Origin of the sequence: Desulfosporosinus lacus DSM 15449 (genome assembly GCF_900129935.1) — a bacterium.
GTDB classification, from domain to species: Bacteria; Bacillota; Desulfitobacteriia; order Desulfitobacteriales; family Desulfitobacteriaceae; genus Desulfosporosinus; species Desulfosporosinus lacus.
On record NZ_FQXJ01000008.1, the window covers coordinates 221,521 to 236,868 of the forward strand.

Here is a 15,348-nt window from a genome sequence, read left to right on the forward strand (position 1 = left end):
ATGGCTGAACCCATTAGAGTTAAAGACTTAGATCCTACTCTGCGTGATGAACTGGCTGGATTATTAAAGGGCTATGATTTTTCCAATTGCCTTTCTTGTGGTATGTGTCTGGCTGGATGTAAGTATAGTGATTTAATTGAGGATCAAGACCCACGTAAATTCATTCGCAAGGTAGCCCTTGGCATGCGAGAAGAATTAGTTAACGATCCTTTTGTTTGGAATTGCAATATGTGTGAACGATGTACTGTAGAATGCCCGATGGGTGTAAATATTGCAGCTATAACAAGAGCTTTCCGAGGAAAAACTCCGGTACCTCCCGGTCATTTACAAATTATTGCCGATGACCATATCCGTACAGGTAACCAAATGGCTGTAGAGCAACTAGATTATGACGAAACCCTGGAATGGCTTGAGGAGGAACTTCAGAAAGAACTGAACGATCCAAATTATAAAATACCTATCGACAAGCCTGATGCAGATTTTATGTTTGGCTTTAATGCCAGAGAGGTCAAGCATTATCCTCACGAACTGCAGACTATTTTACATGTCTTTTACGCTGCGAAAGCAAATTATACCCTGAGCAGTAAACGTTGGGACGCAACGAATATCTGTCTGTTCACAGGAAAGAATGATGAATTCCAAGAAATTTCTCGTCCGCTCTTTGAAGAAGTAGAGCGCTTAAATGCTAAAGAACTCATCGTCACAGAATGTGGTCACGCTTTCCGCTCCAGTAAAATGTTTGAGCGTACTTTCTGGAAGGGAAAAAAATTCCCTGTCCGCCACATTGTTGAAATTTACGCTGATTGGATTAAAGAAGGCAGACTAAAACTGGATAAGAGCAAAAATCCTCTCCCAGTGACCATGCACGATCCTTGTAATACAGTTCGTAAAGAAGGAGTCTATGAACCGCAACGCTATGTTATTAAACATGTTGTGGAGGATTATCGCGAAATGAATCCTGATGGCAAGTATAACATTTGTTGTGGAGCCGGCGGTGGCGCTTTAGCCGTAGCTGCCACCAAACAGCAGCGTATGATTAAAGCAAAACCTAAAGTTGATCAATTATTGGCTACCGGGGCAAAAATTGGCTGTATTCCCTGTCACAACTGTATTGACCAGTTTAATGACATGAATAAGTTCTATAAGCTTAAAATGAAAATGCACCATCTCAGTACTCTCATTGAAAATGCATTAGTACCTGATGATGTACCGGAGAGTCCTGCCGCAGAGTAGACCAGTCTGGTTGTCCTTGCTGAATGTCTTGAACCGTGGCATTAGCCAAAATAGTATTTGCTTTATTTTAAAGTGAATCAGAAAGCCCCGTCGGCGGAAAAATAACCGCGCGTACGGGGCTTTTTTTGCTTCCCGTATAGTTCAGAATCTGATAGAATGTCTTATCAATTCATAATCCTTCACTTTGTTTTATTGAAGGAGGCTGGAGGAGGAAAAATGGTTAAATGGATAAGGGTTCTTGTAGTGGAGCCTGGAAAATCTCCGGATATTCGAGAAATGCCCAATAACCTTAAAGCGTTTGAACTGACAATCGGAGGTTATCTTGAGATAGCAGAGAGTGTGCGTCCTGGGTGCTCAATAATATACAATGGCAACAAACCTCTTCTCAAAAAGCCCCTCAGAAGATCAGATATTGAGGGAACTTTCATCATTGTCCGAGTAGATCCTCCAGAACCTGTATCACTTAGACAAGAAGATATCACCACACTATCGGAAGTCTATAGTTAAATTCTTAAACAAATTACACAGTGAGTTAATAAAGGTTATAATATAGATATAATTAATACATGCGCATTTCAGCATATTAGCATGTAATGAAAGAGAGCTAAAAGGATGGCTGTACAGATTTTGACAGATAGCACAAGCTACTTGCCAGAAGATACTAGAAAAGAATTAAATATAAGAATGGTATCGTTAAATCTTTCGTTTGGAAATGATAGTATGAGGGAAATTGACATAGATAACAAGACGTTTTACACAATGATGGATGCAAAAGGGATTCCAACCTCTTCACAACCTTCAGTTGGGGAAATGTATCAAGAAATGATAAGTGCGATTGAGATGGGGGATAGCCTTTGCTGCATCTTCTTGTCTTCAGATATGAGTGGTACGGTATCAACTGGTCAAATAGTAAAAGCCATGGTTTTAGAGAAATATGAAAATGCCCAAATAGAGATAGTTGATTCTAGATCAAACTGCATGCAACTTGGATTTGCTGTTGTTTTAGCAGCCAGAGCTGCTAAGGCGGGCAAAACCCTGGAGCAGGTTAAAGAAGCGGCCTTAGAAAATATCAAACGAAGCAGGTTCTTATTTATTCCTGAAAATTTGGAGTACTTGAAAAAAGGCGGCAGAATTGGTGGCGCTAGTGCGTTAATCGGAAATTTATTCAAAATTATTCCGATTTTAACTGTAGAAGACGGTAAGACAACGGTTTTAACGAAAGTTCGAACGAAGAATAACGCTGTTAAGGCTATGGTTGATAGAATGATGCTGGATGTAAGTTTGTATGGTTTAGGAGAAATTGTCGTTTTGCATATTAATTGTTTCGATGAAGCGATAGAACTAGCTAAAATAATCAAGGAAAATTTGAAAGTTGATATAGATGTCATGGATATTGGACCGGTCATCGGGTTACATGTAGGTCCAGGTGCAATTGCAATTGCTTATTATACAGAAAATGCTATGAGAGAATGATATAATATAGGGTGAATGATACTCCAATCGAAGTTAACTAACTGCACAGAAAGAGGTAATAGGTAATCATGATGTACGAATACAATGGAATAATATTTAAAAACGCTAATCCCAAGCATGCTGACGGAACAAAAGCATGGAGCCAAATATGCAGAATCTGCGCAGGGAAATATAAGATTAAACGTAGCATGCTGGAAAATGTTTGAAGCGGCACATGTGGTGTGCAAGGTTGTACACGTCAAGCCAGTTTCTATATCAATTTTGAGGATGGAGAATTAGTTGAAGTGGTCGATTGATTTTAAAACTGTAAGGACTTGTGATACAATGTAAGAGGATGGTAAGAGGGTTAAGATAAAGGAGGTTTTCGCATTGCCAAAACTTAATAGAATTCTATGGTCCCTTGCGATTCTATTTATTGTTATTACCACTGTGATTTTTTCCTTTGGGATTATTTTAGTTGGTGCAGCAACGCTAAGTCTATATGGAATTTATCGACATTACTTTCCGAAAAAGAAATTACCTAAACACCCTAATTCAAGGTCGCAAGTCTATACTTTTGGGGAAATCATCGATATAAAATCTGAAGTGATTCATGATACGATTGATGTGAAAAAAATAAGATAACTCATAGCCTATTCTTTACCTAGGTTATAGTTTTTCTAGGATTTGAAGATACAAAAGAATATAGAAATGTTCAGACAGATAAGCTACCGCTTTTTGGGCGGTAACTTATCTGTCTTTTGTTTTTACCAGGATTATTGTTCTGTCTAAGCTCACTTCTTGACCTGACTTGCCGCAACATTTGTTTGTCTGTACACGGTGCTATAGTTAAATCATTAAATAGTTTAATGAAAGAAGGGAATACAATGTCCGTCTCAAAAGCAAGTCTATTGGGTTTTAATGAAAAAACTGAATCTAGAACAAAATCTAAATTGACATTATTAGCTAATACGTTTCTAATCTCTGTATCTGTCCTTTCAGCGCTAGATCTACTGGTTGCACATTACAGTGGTGATTCAATAGCCAATTACACAATATCTGTTCTAGTCGATCTAATTTTAACAGTAATAGGCATAATTTTCTGTTCTGATCTTATTGCAAATAAACATGAGGATTCAATAATTTGCTTTCTCGCCTATATGGTCTTCTTATGGATATGTACTACAGTACTCAAATTAGTTTTCTTATTATGAAGAATGAACAAGTTTCAAGCAAGCTCGACCATGGAATATAATACCATATACCTTCGGAAGGAGGGTCATACATGGTATATGAAAACAAACGAGTGGAGGAAATGAACTATTTTGAACTGATTGCTTGGCTTGGAATAGGAAGTTCCCATCCGGGAGGCTTTCCTGCTACCAAACTCAATTTAGATGCAATACAAGTCACACCTGAGGAATATGTGCTAGACGCAGGATGCGGAAGTGGTTTAACAGCTTGTCATTTAGCAAAAACAGTGGGATGCAAAATTGCAGGCGTAGATATTAGTCCTCAAATGATTGAAAAAGCAAGACTGAGGGCTGAAAAAGAAGGAGTATCTCATTTGGTTGAATTTTGTGTTTCAGATGTTTATGATCTGCCGTTTAACGATAACCACTTTGACTTAGTAATTGCTGAATCTATTACCGTTTTTTTAGATAAAGTCAAAGTTTATCTGGAATTCTTTCGAATATTAAAGCCTGAGGGGAGAGTAGCTGACCTAGAAATGGCATTGCTAAAAGAATTGCCTGCTAATCTTCGACATCAGATGGAACAGTGCTTCGGTTTTGGCACTAATCCATTGTCCTTCGAAGAGTGGCATAATGCTTTAGAGCAAGCTGGATTTCAGGATGTTGAAATTAAAAATACTCAAGCATTAAAAGATAATGGCAATGTTGTTATGAATGAACTCAAAAAGGATTGGTTACTGATAAAAGACCTTACCACTAAAATCAAAAGACAGCCTAATTTATTGCCCAGATTACAAAAGAATGCCGGCTTCATGAAGAAGAATCGCAGCTACTTTGGATTTGGCCTTATTTATGGTCGCAAACCCACTCTCAAGAAATTGGGATTCAAGGATTGGGTTTGGCAAGTTTTATTTCGAAGAAAAGCATAACAATGCTCGTATGCAATGTATGTATTTTACAATTTTGCTAATCCTATGAGTGGACCTATAGGAGGAAGCAAATTAATTATGTATAACAAAACTAAAGAAAACTGCCTTGAACAAGTGACAACAAATATTTATTTTAATCGTTGTTTTTCCTCAACTTACAAAATTATAGAAAGCTTTTTAAGCAATAATAATTCTTATAAGTTTAAGATCTATATTTCTCACGTTTGTGCAAACAGCTATCTAGAAGAGGTTGCAGATTATTTCGAAGTGGAGCCGTCTCTTGATGGAAGCGACTATGTTAAGTATTGTTTGGATTTTTGTTTCAAACACCATATCAACTTGTTTGTACCAAGATATAATGTAACCACTTTAATCAATTTTAAGGAACAGTTTGAACAACTGGGAGTTAAGGTGATGTTTATCGGGAACAGTGCAACTTACCAACTTCTTGACGATAAATTTAAAACGTACGAAGCTTTAAAAGATACTGATATTGTCGCTATCCCAAAAACATTTTGTATAAGAAACTATGTGGACTTTGAAAAAGCACATGATGATATCACGAAAAATAAAAGCAGTTCTTGTTTGAAGCCTATCTCAGGAATTGGCGGAGATGGCTTCAAACAAATCTTAGAGGATATGAAAGAAGTAGATGAGCTTTATAAAACAACAGGTCCGACAATCGCCATGGATAGGATAGTGCGGGTATTACAGAACTCTATTGATATAAACCCTTTTATGGTAATGGAATACTTGGAAGGAGATGAGTTTAGCATTGATTGTTTAGGGAATAAGGGCGAACTTATCGTAGCTATTCCTAGGAGGAAGCTAGACCTGTATCGCCAGAACATTGAATATCGAGAAGATTTGATTGCTCTAGCTCAAAAACTAACTAAGGAATTCTCCTTGAGTTATCTGTACAATATTCAAGTTAAGTATCACAGAGGCAAGGCCTATCTTATAGAAATAAACACCCGTATGTCAGCAGGGATTCATAAATCTTGTTTTACAGGGGTGAATTTCCTAGATCTTGCTATTAAGCTGCTTATGGGAGAGACCGTAACAACTCCGGACTGTATTCATTGGGGCTTTCAAATACGAACTACTGAGAACTATGAAATTGTGCCAACCTTGGCGATACCCTAAGCTTCCAACGTCCTGTTTGAGTCATGTCCATCGCCTGGAAGTCTTGGAGATGTTTCTAAATATCTCTTACTTCTTTATACTTGCTCCTTCTATTTCCAACCATTTGAAAAATAACAACTTTCTCAGTTTAATTTTAATTTCCGAATAGCCGTCTCTTACTTTAAGTTTTGTTGAATAGTAGATTTTAATTCCATCTTGGTCGAGAACATTATATTCGAGCTGTCTATTTGAATGTGGTTCTCTGATAGAGATTTTTGGAACGTAACGACCTGTTACGTTTGGACTGGGACATCATCCGCCTGAAGACGGATTTGGCTTCAAGTCAATAACTATAGAATTTGCCTTGGAATTGATATATTCCAAGGCCTCTTTGTCAACTAAAAACATAGTGGCTTCCTCCTGTAATCAGCATTATTATAATGTATTATACTTCCGTTAAGTGGTTGAGACAAATTTAGCTTCTCACCCATGGTACCTGCAAAATAAAAAAATATTGAATGTTTTTCAATGCCCGCGGGTTTTATAATATTGCTGATCTATGCTATTGTTACTTTAAACTACATTTCACTCTTCTTACACAATTTATCCAAGGAGATGGTATAATTAAGTCCATTCCAAAAATCTAATTTTGAAATGGAGAAGCATAATGTCCGACTATATATTGACATACTCAAAAATAAAGTTTTTTCCACTGGAACCTGTACAAGAAGACATTAAGATAGAGGATATAGCTCACTCGTTATCGTTAATGACTAGAGCTAATGGTCATTGCAGCCATTTTTACTCAGTTGCACAGCACTCAATTCATTGCTTTCAAGAGGCAAAAAGTCGAGGATATTCCAAACGAGAACAACTTGGTTGCCTTCTACATGATGCCAGTGAAAGCTATATATCTGATTTAACACGACCTGTTAAACGTAACATGCCTGAGTATTTTGCTATTGAGGAGAAATTACAAAGTGTTATCTATGACAGATTCGGTCTGAGTGATTTATCGACCGAAGAGCGACAGCATATCGAAGCTGTTGATGATACCCTTCTTCACTATGAGTTTGAAACGTTAATGAAATTTCAGATATTCGAGATTCCACCAGACAAGGCGACAGAACCCGACTTCTCTCAAAGGGATTTTGCCAGTGTAGAACAGGAATTCCTTGCTATCTATTTCTCAGTCATTGGTATGCGAAGTGCCTAAAAATGATATTCCCCAAGGCGAACATTTTTATAGTCGCCTTGGGGAATAGTGAATAAACTTCAGTGTACCAATAAATTATGAGAAATAGTTGAGTAAGCTGTTATATGCTAGCTGATTAATCCTAGTTCTCTTTTAGTTCGTTCTGCCAGCTTTTTAAGCATTTTTTCTCTGTCACTATTGTATAACGGTCCATAAAAAACTATTCCATACTTCTCTAACATTTTAGATTCGATCTCTTTTCTGGTGCGTCCGACTTCAGGGATATAGAGAGATTTCCTTTTGGCTTTGTGGAATTTCGCATGATGAGCGCTATCAATGAACACTGCAAGGTTTGCAGTTCTGTCGTCATCATTGACTTCGTTAAGATGGTGAAGAATTTCAGTATCTTTCAATTTTCTTTCTAAATACCTCTCAATAATTGACCTTGAGAGCTCAGTTTTCATAGAAATGTTATCGCTCATTACTTGACTCCTTTCAAAGTGACACCCAAATAAAAAACAAGCAACAACCATTGGGATGGATTCTGCTCCTAGTCCCGCCAGTCAGGTTGCTTTGAATTCAAATAATTTATGAATTGATTTATTCGCTTTTTTATTATACTATAGATTGCTGAAAAAAACAACAGTATTTGTTTATCTTACCAAAAATCAAACAATAACCCCAATATTATATCCTCATTACTGAATACATAACTGTTTTTTACTATATTGTAGAGGTATGCCAGTTAGAGGACACGAGGGAATAGGATTGATTAATTTTATATATTTTCGGGCATGTTTTTATGGGCGTATGGTTAAAGTAAGAAAAGGTTCAGTAATCAAGGGAGGGTAAATCAATGGATGAATTGGCTAAAATACAGGATGCTCAAGCAAAAGCTGAAAAAAACAAGAAACATCAAGATAATGAAAATCCAGCTAAGAAGTTACCCAGTAAGCAGCACAGTACTAACAAATAGATCTTAATAAACCATGGTCATTCAAGATCATGGTTTATTAACAAGCTTGACATTGTGACTATGTACTCATATAATCACAAAATGAACACGTGGTTATACTTTGCTAAGTGGAGCGATTAAATGCCAAATCAAACCTTTTTCAGACAGATTCCATAGATTTCTATTTAGTACACGCTATTAATCAACAACTATGGACTACGGTAAAAGAGGCTGGAATAGGTGAATTTTAGATCAACAATTTACAGGCTCCAAGTTTGAGTTCTAGGGTAATGAATGAACATAGCACTGATGTTCTAAAAATAGAAGGTCGGTGCTATAATTATGTAACTCAAAAAACCAAAGTTTCATTTCAGTATTTCTAACTATGGTATATAATTAATCTTAGTTTTATAATAGATAGCCGAAATGGAGTAAATATAATGAATGTAGCATTTTTTCTTATACCTAAAAAGAACATCGTTTTTTTAAAAGAAAATGCAACGATGCGTCAAGCCTTGGAAAGAATGGAGTATCATAGCTATTCGGCGGTCCCTCTCATTAATGACGAAGGAAAATATGCAGGAACGATAACAGAAGGAGATTTACTCTGGAAGTTAAAAAATACGCCCGGTTTGTCCTTTGAAAACACGGAGGATATTTTCCTAAGCGAAGTAAAACAACATGTTCAGAATTTGCCGGTAACCATCGAAGCCCAAATAGAGGATTTGATTTCCAGAGCGGTAGTGCAGAATTTTGTGCCTGTCGTGGATGATCAGCAGATTTTTATCGGAATTGTACGTCGTCGAGAAATCATTGAATACTGTTCTAAAATCTTGATCCAACGAAAAACAGACACCGTGAATACTCTGGAAAGGCCTAAACCAAGTTCGTTTACTGAACTTCAAGATTAAACAATCAGCAACAAGGTTGCTGAACGAAAGAATTGGCTATCACATACTAAGTTAGAAGCTATCTGAAATTTTGAGGGGATTAATATGATTTTAGGAAAAAGTATTGAGCGTTGGCAACAAGAATATCCATTGCTTACTGAAATAATCAATACTAACGAAGTATTCTGGATAAATCCACAATATCAAGCGTATAACGACGCCATTTTAAAGATTTCCCTCACTGAAGCAGACGTAAAAGCTGCTGACGAACGACTGAAAAAATTTGCTCCATATATCGCCAAAGTCTTTCCGGAGACAAAAGAACAAGGTGGTATTATAGAGTCACCTATTATCAGAATTCCTCGCATGAAAAAACAAATGGAGGAAATATTTAACCAGGAAGTGATTTGTGAAAACTTGTTGCTCAAATGTGACAGCCATCTCCCTATTTCTGGGTCAATCAAAGCAAGAGGCGGAATTTATGAGGTACTTAAGCATGCAGAAGATTTAGCGTTTGAATTTGGAATGCTTTCTAGGGAAGACGATTATTCGGTTTTAGATAATGATATATTTAGAAATTTCTTTTCCCACTATTCTATTGTTGTTGGCTCTACAGGAAATTTGGGATTAAGTATCGGCATAATGAGTGCTAAATTAGGATTTAATGTAACTGTTCATATGTCTGCCGATGCAAAGCAATGGAAGAAGGACCTTCTCAGAAGCAAAAGGGTTACCGTGATTGAATATCAATCGGATTACAGCAAAGCTGTCGAAGAGGGTAGAAGACAGGCGGATAACGATCCGAAAAACTATTTTATTGATGATGAGAATTCAATGAATCTATTCCTAGGGTATGCTGTTGCAGCACTAAGGCTAAAAGAACAACTTAAAGATCTAAAGGTTGTTGTGAATAAAGACCATCCATTATTTGTATACCTTCCTTGTGGTGTTGGAGGAGGACCCGGCGGAGTAGCATTTGGCTTAAAGCTAATTTTTAAAGATTATGTGCATTGCTTCTTTGCGGAGCCTACTCATTCACCTAGCATGTTAATAGGATGCATGACAGGTGAACATGATAAAGTATGCGTACAGGACTTTGGAATTGATAACATCACGGATGCAGACGGATTAGCTGTAGGCAGACCTTCAAGATTTATCGGAAAAACAATGATAAATCTGTTAAGCGGCATTTACACTGTAAAGGATAATATGTTGTATAGAATGTTGAGTGTTATGGCTGATACAGAAAAAATATTCGTTGAACCCTCAGCGTTGGCAGGTGCTCCCGGTATGTTCAATTTATTCATGACGAATGCAGGAAACAAATATGTAATAGACCAAGGTTTACCAGACAAAATCCAGAATGCATCTCATATTATCTGGGCAACCGGCGGCAACATGGTGCCGCAATCAGAAATGAGTAATTATTACCAAAAAGGTGTCGACTTATTTTCATCATCTAAGCTCAATCTGTAATACGCCTAATATTGACTCTGCAGCGGGAGTAATTAAAATGTGAACTCGCCAGAGTTGAATACCGATTTTATAAGTAGCAAATTATATAGTAAGAGTAAAAACAGGATACTAATTTGGAGGATAAAATGATTAACTTTAAAGAAATAGAAATAACCGACAAGAAGTGGATAGACCCCCTTCTTGTCACTGCTGATATGCGTGGTTGTCATCAAAACTTTACAAACATATTTGCATGGTCGAAAGTCTATAAGTATCGGGTTGCACAAGTAAATGATTTCCTTGTGGTCAAAGGAGTTATGAATGATTCTCCCTATTATTTTTTCCCTGCTGGTACGGGCGATATCAAAACTGTCTTTGAGGCTTTGCAACAAGACGCAGTTTCCAATGGGCAAGAATTTGTAGTAGCTGGAATATCACCCGAAAATATCGCAACAATGAAAGAAATTTTTCCCGATAACTTCGAGTATAAAGTAATGCGTGATAACTTTGATTATGTTTATCTTCTGGACAAGCTAGTCACATTGAAGGGGAATAAGCTTCACTCTAAGCGCAATTATATCAACCGATTTATTAAGGTGAATTCTGATTGGAGTTTTGAACCGATATCATTAGCAAACCTGGCCGAATGCTGGGAAATGAACCTGCAATGGTGTAAGCTCAATATTCATAATGAGAATGAGCATGAGATCGCCAATGAAACATGCGCTGTAAAGCGTTGCTTTGATAATTTCACCGAACTTGGCTTAGAAGGTGGGCTTATTCGTGCAGAGGGGAAAGTAATTGCTTTCACATTGGGAGAAAAACTAAATTCAGATACTTATGTCATCCATATTGAAAAAGCCTTTGGCGAGATAGCGGGTGCCTATCAAATGATCAACCGTGAGTTTGCTGCGGTTATCCAAAAGAACTACCCTCAACTCCTATATGTCAACCGTGAGGAGGATATGGGTTTTGAGGGATTAAGAAAAGCCAAGTTATCTTACCATCCAGATAAAATGGAGGAGAAATACTGGGCTACTTATTTTGAACTTAAAGAATTAGCCGTTTAAGGCAGATGGAGATTATATTTAATGTGCGAGATCAGACTGGCCCGAAAAGGTGAGACGGCTCAGCAAAAAGAAATATGGAAACTTTGCTTTGGAGATCCCGACAGTTATATCGATCTCTATTTTACCAATCGATATAAAGAGGATGAAACAGTTGTATTGCTTCATGATGGAGAGATTGCATCTATGCTTACGATGATACCTGTCAGAACAGTGTTTCCAAATGACCGAAGCCTTAATACAGCCATGTTCTACGCTATCGCAACCCACCCGAAATATCAGAACAGAGGTTTTGCTACTCAATTAATGGACTATAGCAACCAGTTTCTCAGGGCTAGAAAGGAGGAACTTGCTGTTCTTGTTCCAGCTAACACTCAGCTTTTTGAGTATTATCGAAAACAAGGCTACCAGGACGGATTATATATTAGGGAGACTCTATTTAGTCGAGAGGGAGCAGATAGCTTGCCTGTCTCTAAGCCGTTCCCTTGTACGATTTTACCAATAACCTCTGAGGATTATAATCGCAGAAGGAATAGCCAACTTAACGGCCGTTTTTATATTTCGTATCCTGATGAGAACATTTCCTACCAGAAAAAACTGTCCCAGCTCTCTGGGGCAGATATCTACGCCGTAGATATTGAAGACATGCAGGGGTGTTTAGCAGTTGAAAGAATTACTTCTGACAAGGTGCTAATCAAAGAAATCTTACTTCCGGATGATCTCCTTAACACAGCTGTCAAACAAATTGTGCAACAACTTACTGCAAAAGAATATGTGCTGCGCACCTCACCCCACATAGGTCAGCAATTAGGAGGCTCCATTCGTCCTTTCGGAATGATTAGGGTCCAGAGTGGCATAGATACGGTGATAATGCCAGAAGATTTAGGGTATCTGGGGGTTGCCTTCGATTAGAGATGCAAAACTCACAAACACAAATCCCTCTTCATTGACACGTTCAATAAGAGGGATTTTGATCTTTTATTAGTTCATGATTATATTTGTAATATCCTTCACAGGTTTTCCATTCTGATCACAGATATTCACTCTAACCTTGTCATTTTCTAAGGTGAAATAGAGAATGTATGCGTTTTTGATATCACTTTTAACCAAAGGATCAGTAGGATCAAGAATACTTTTTCTATCAATACTAACTGGTCCAAAGAGGTTCTCATCTTCAAGAATAACTTTGGGTTCTTGCTGATAATTACATATTGTGAGCTTGCCTTTGTGGCTTTCATCATAGCTGGTATAGACAACAGAATAGTCGTCATTAAAGGTAGTCGAATCCAAGGCCGGTGCTGAACCTAGAGGGTCAGTGTTAAAGGGAATAGTATCCAAGACAAGTATTCTATCGTAATTAGCTTTATATCTTCGAGCCATAAAAACATTTAAAGGTTGCTCAACAGAGGAAACAGAGGAATCCTTACTTAAATTCATTCCAATAAAACCAAAACTATCCTCGATACCTTGAGCGTTAATGACGTTTTTCATAATGGGCCTATTAAAGTTAGCCATGGGAGTACCATCAAAATCCATGGCATAGAGGTCGATCCCATTAGCAGTGAGAGAGGTATAGGTTAGTTTACGGTCTAAGATATTAGCATTGACTATTTGATAGGGCTTTCGTAAGTAGGTCATATCCTTAACAACTTCGTTATCATTCATGAAAAAAGAGAAAGATGGTTGGTCAAAATGCTTCACATATAATAAATGATCATTTGGTTTAGAGTAATAGAGATCACCTTTTAAATCTATACTGCTAGCTTCCTCAAAGCCTTCTATAGGCAGGAATTCTTGTTCGGAGAATAAAATGTGGTTGTCATCCCGATTGAGAGTAATTTTAACAACTCCTTCATTGAAAGCTGTTATTATACCATTATTTTGAGAGAGGCGATTATCAAACAATATAATGTTGTCAAGGAATTGGTGAGATGGAAATTCCGCTAAGAGTTTACTCTCACCATTAGCTATATCTAAATATGATAAAGAAGAGTAGTCAATATTATTCTTATGATTTGTGGCTAAGACTAAGACCGCATTTTCACTTAATACAAAGTTATCTAACCAAACAATATTTTTAATTTGGCCGAACTTTGTAGATTTAATGTCCAGAAAAGGCTCCCTGAACTCAGGTTTTGGATGCGTTTTGTATTCTGATATTTGAGTAATAACAGTAGCTATCATCACCACAAGTGTAAATAAGAGCATAATGTATTTTTTCATAGACTAACCCAATACTCCCTCCATAATATGGTATAATTAACTATTATACCACAATTTAATGGGCTAAAAGGAGTAAAAAATGTCTATAACAGATATGTTGAATAAACAGTTTCAATCAATTCATAAGGTTATTTGGATCATTTTGCTGCCTCTAATAATCGATATTGGAGAACTTAATCTTTTTGAAAGGATTTTCAAGACGGAGTATCAGCCTTTATCAAAATTTGTATTTAAGTTAGGGTTTATTTCATCTCCACCTAGTATAAGATACACTTTGGAGGATTTTCCTTCTGTCTTCTTTCAGTATAATTCAAGCGGTTTTCGAGGTCTTATAAATCAAATAAACCCGACTAATATTTTGCTCCTTTTGTCGTTTGTTCTTATCACAAGTTTTTTACACAGTGGTTATTTATCCGTTATAAGTCAAGCTGGACACAAAGGAGTAACATTCAAGGACTTTCTTCGTGATGGTAATCAATTATGGTTTAAGTTCTTTGTCCTAACCCTCTTAGGGATTATTCCTTCACTTGGGGTATTTATATCGGTAAATTTATTTTATTTAAATTTCATATTTATCATCCTTGTTTATGTCCAATACTCAATAGTAGTAGATAAAGTAAGCCTCAAGGATAATTTTAAGCTCGGAATTAGTTTTTTGTTTGAAAACTTAGGATTAACAATCAAAATGGCCTTTGTTTTTGGCTTTTTGTTTTCCCTTATAGGTATAGTGATTATTATTTTGGCCGGAATGGGTCAGAATGGCATTGTCGTTGGAGTAGTTCTTACTGCCTATTTTGGAGCAGTTATTAATAAAGCAGTATTAGAGATCTATAGAGAGGTATCCCAAAAAAAGAGTGAGGAAATCAACTTTTCGAAGTATGCATAGCCTTTCGCAGGGTAAATCAAATCTAACTCATAATATGGACAAGATATGAGTGGATGTGCTTTGTGTGATAAGCTGAAACCTTCTACACTTGATGTGGAAGGTTTGATTTTTTCTGATAAGCGTCTACACCTTTCTTTGTTCTTAGAATAAATACTCATATGAGAAAACGGGGAGTAGTAGCTCCCCGTTTGCAACGATGCTCTCAATCCTCGAAATGAATAATAACAGAAGTAGAGAGGTGATCTGAATTACCTCTTTCGTTTTGCCATAAGATTGCTTATAAAACCTTTTAGTCCGCCTTTTTTGGGTTCTTCCCATGCAGATTGTAAAGGCATTTGTCCTCTATAATCTTGATTATATCCCTGGGGGGAATATCCTTGGGACGGATAACCTTGAGTTATAAACGCTAAAATAAAAGTGAGCCAAAAATAAGAGTAACGCCAGGAAAAAAGTGAGCCACTTCTTATAAAAAACCTGTATAGTTTAGATCAGTAAGAAGCTGACGTACAGGGGTGAAAGGGTGTCAATAGAAGTGGATGTTTATAAAAAGATACGCTATCTACATGAGCATGAAGGCAAGTCACAGAGGGATATAGCAAAATTGCTTGGGATATCTCGCAATACGGTTAAGAAATACTGTGAGGGATCACTGGTCCCATGGGAACGGCAAGGAATAAGTGGTCGTCAGAGGTATGTGGTAACCGATGAGGTGATGGAATTCATTAAAACTTGCCTAGCCACTGAT

At 37.0% G+C, this 15,348-nt stretch carries 16 protein-coding genes; 14 read left to right on the plus strand and 2 right to left on the minus strand.

Annotated features, from left to right (window positions below; translation table 11 throughout):
* From BUB11_RS13115 to BUB11_RS13155, 7 genes are all read left to right on the plus strand, one after another.
* Positions 1-1,233 carry a (Fe-S)-binding protein gene (locus BUB11_RS13115; protein WP_073030212.1) on the plus strand — a complete coding sequence of 411 codons (1,233 nt, stop codon included), beginning with the start codon at positions 1-3 and terminating at the stop codon, positions 1,231-1,233.
* A gap of 216 nt (positions 1,234-1,449) precedes the next feature.
* Positions 1,450-1,740 (plus strand): DUF3846 domain-containing protein, encoded by a 291-nt coding sequence (locus tag BUB11_RS13120; protein ID WP_073030213.1) that lies wholly within the window; start codon positions 1,450-1,452, stop codon positions 1,738-1,740.
* Between the two features lie 105 nt (positions 1,741-1,845).
* Complete coding sequence (locus BUB11_RS13125) at positions 1,846-2,706, plus strand: DegV family protein (protein WP_073030214.1); 861 nt, start codon at positions 1,846-1,848, stop codon at positions 2,704-2,706.
* 369 nt (positions 2,707-3,075) lie between these two features.
* Positions 3,076-3,330 (plus strand): hypothetical protein, encoded by a 255-nt coding sequence (locus BUB11_RS13130; protein ID WP_073030215.1) that lies wholly within the window; start codon positions 3,076-3,078, stop codon positions 3,328-3,330.
* A gap of 640 nt (positions 3,331-3,970) precedes the next feature.
* Complete coding sequence (locus tag BUB11_RS13140; RefSeq protein ID WP_073030217.1) at positions 3,971-4,807, plus strand: class I SAM-dependent methyltransferase; 837 nt, start codon at positions 3,971-3,973, stop codon at positions 4,805-4,807.
* A 15-nt stretch (positions 4,808-4,822) separates the two neighbouring features.
* Positions 4,823-5,953 (plus strand): ATP-grasp domain-containing protein, encoded by a 1,131-nt coding sequence (locus BUB11_RS13145; protein ID WP_242947543.1) that lies wholly within the window; start codon positions 4,823-4,825, stop codon positions 5,951-5,953.
* A gap of 646 nt (positions 5,954-6,599) precedes the next feature.
* Positions 6,600-7,148: a phosphohydrolase gene (locus BUB11_RS13155; protein ID WP_073030219.1), complete on the plus strand. Its 549-nt coding sequence runs from the start codon at positions 6,600-6,602 to the stop codon at positions 7,146-7,148.
* A gap of 107 nt (positions 7,149-7,255) precedes the next feature.
* On the opposite strand, the gene BUB11_RS13160 is transcribed toward BUB11_RS13155, so the two are convergent.
* Positions 7,256-7,609, minus strand: a complete 354-nt coding sequence (locus tag BUB11_RS13160; protein WP_073030220.1) for a hypothetical protein — start codon at positions 7,607-7,609, stop codon at positions 7,256-7,258.
* 374 nt (positions 7,610-7,983) lie between these two features.
* Between BUB11_RS13160 and BUB11_RS13165 the strand changes: the two genes are divergently transcribed.
* The 5 genes from BUB11_RS13165 to BUB11_RS13185 all read left to right on the plus strand — a co-directional run bounded on the left by BUB11_RS13165 (position 7,984) and on the right by BUB11_RS13185 (position 12,406).
* On the plus strand, positions 7,984-8,103 hold the full coding sequence (locus BUB11_RS13165; protein WP_073030221.1) for a DUF4023 family protein: 120 nt from the start codon (positions 7,984-7,986) through the stop codon (positions 8,101-8,103).
* 419 nt (positions 8,104-8,522) lie between these two features.
* Positions 8,523-8,993, plus strand: coding sequence for a CBS domain-containing protein (locus BUB11_RS13170; protein ID WP_073030222.1), 471 nt, complete (start codon positions 8,523-8,525; stop codon positions 8,991-8,993).
* 84 nt (positions 8,994-9,077) lie between these two features.
* Positions 9,078-10,448 (plus strand): D-serine ammonia-lyase, encoded by a 1,371-nt coding sequence (dsdA, locus tag BUB11_RS13175; RefSeq protein ID WP_073030223.1) that lies wholly within the window; start codon positions 9,078-9,080, stop codon positions 10,446-10,448.
* A 125-nt stretch (positions 10,449-10,573) separates the two neighbouring features.
* Positions 10,574-11,497, plus strand: a complete 924-nt coding sequence (locus tag BUB11_RS13180) for a DUF2156 domain-containing protein (protein WP_073030224.1) — start codon at positions 10,574-10,576, stop codon at positions 11,495-11,497.
* 21 nt (positions 11,498-11,518) lie between these two features.
* Positions 11,519-12,406, plus strand: coding sequence for a GNAT family N-acetyltransferase (locus tag BUB11_RS13185; protein WP_073030225.1), 888 nt, complete (start codon positions 11,519-11,521; stop codon positions 12,404-12,406).
* 69 nt (positions 12,407-12,475) lie between these two features.
* On the opposite strand, the gene BUB11_RS13190 is transcribed toward BUB11_RS13185, so the two are convergent.
* Positions 12,476-13,717: a hypothetical protein gene (locus BUB11_RS13190; RefSeq protein ID WP_073030226.1), complete on the minus strand. Its 1,242-nt coding sequence runs from the start codon at positions 13,715-13,717 to the stop codon at positions 12,476-12,478.
* 79 nt (positions 13,718-13,796) lie between these two features.
* On the opposite strand from BUB11_RS13190, the gene BUB11_RS13195 reads away from it, so the two are divergent.
* Complete coding sequence (locus BUB11_RS13195) at positions 13,797-14,603, plus strand: hypothetical protein (protein ID WP_073030227.1); 807 nt, start codon at positions 13,797-13,799, stop codon at positions 14,601-14,603.
* A 520-nt stretch (positions 14,604-15,123) separates the two neighbouring features.
* Positions 15,124-15,348: helix-turn-helix domain-containing protein (locus tag BUB11_RS13200; protein WP_143187572.1), on the plus strand; the 225-nt coding region annotated here is incomplete at its 3' end.

Coding starts and splice junctions, on each gene's coding strand:
- BUB11_RS13115 (WP_073030212.1), top strand. CDS start 1: ATGGCTGAACCCATTAGAGTTAAAGACTTAGATCCTACTCTGCGTGAT.
- BUB11_RS13120 (WP_073030213.1), top strand. CDS start 1,450: ATGGTTAAATGGATAAGGGTTCTTGTAGTGGAGCCTGGAAAATCTCCG.
- BUB11_RS13125 (WP_073030214.1), top strand. CDS start 1,846: ATGGCTGTACAGATTTTGACAGATAGCACAAGCTACTTGCCAGAAGAT.
- BUB11_RS13140 (WP_073030217.1), top strand. CDS start 3,971: ATGGTATATGAAAACAAACGAGTGGAGGAAATGAACTATTTTGAACTG.
- BUB11_RS13145 (WP_242947543.1), top strand. CDS start 4,823: ATGTATGTATTTTACAATTTTGCTAATCCTATGAGTGGACCTATAGGA.
- BUB11_RS13155 (WP_073030219.1), top strand. CDS start 6,600: ATGTCCGACTATATATTGACATACTCAAAAATAAAGTTTTTTCCACTG.
- BUB11_RS13160 (WP_073030220.1), bottom strand. CDS start 7,609: ATGAGCGATAACATTTCTATGAAAACTGAGCTCTCAAGGTCAATTATT.
- BUB11_RS13165 (WP_073030221.1), top strand. CDS start 7,984: ATGGATGAATTGGCTAAAATACAGGATGCTCAAGCAAAAGCTGAAAAA.
- BUB11_RS13170 (WP_073030222.1), top strand. CDS start 8,523: ATGAATGTAGCATTTTTTCTTATACCTAAAAAGAACATCGTTTTTTTA.
- dsdA (WP_073030223.1), top strand. CDS start 9,078: ATGATTTTAGGAAAAAGTATTGAGCGTTGGCAACAAGAATATCCATTG.
- BUB11_RS13180 (WP_073030224.1), top strand. CDS start 10,574: ATGATTAACTTTAAAGAAATAGAAATAACCGACAAGAAGTGGATAGAC.
- BUB11_RS13185 (WP_073030225.1), top strand. CDS start 11,519: ATGTGCGAGATCAGACTGGCCCGAAAAGGTGAGACGGCTCAGCAAAAA.
- BUB11_RS13190 (WP_073030226.1), bottom strand. CDS start 13,717: ATGAAAAAATACATTATGCTCTTATTTACACTTGTGGTGATGATAGCT.
- BUB11_RS13195 (WP_073030227.1), top strand. CDS start 13,797: ATGTCTATAACAGATATGTTGAATAAACAGTTTCAATCAATTCATAAG.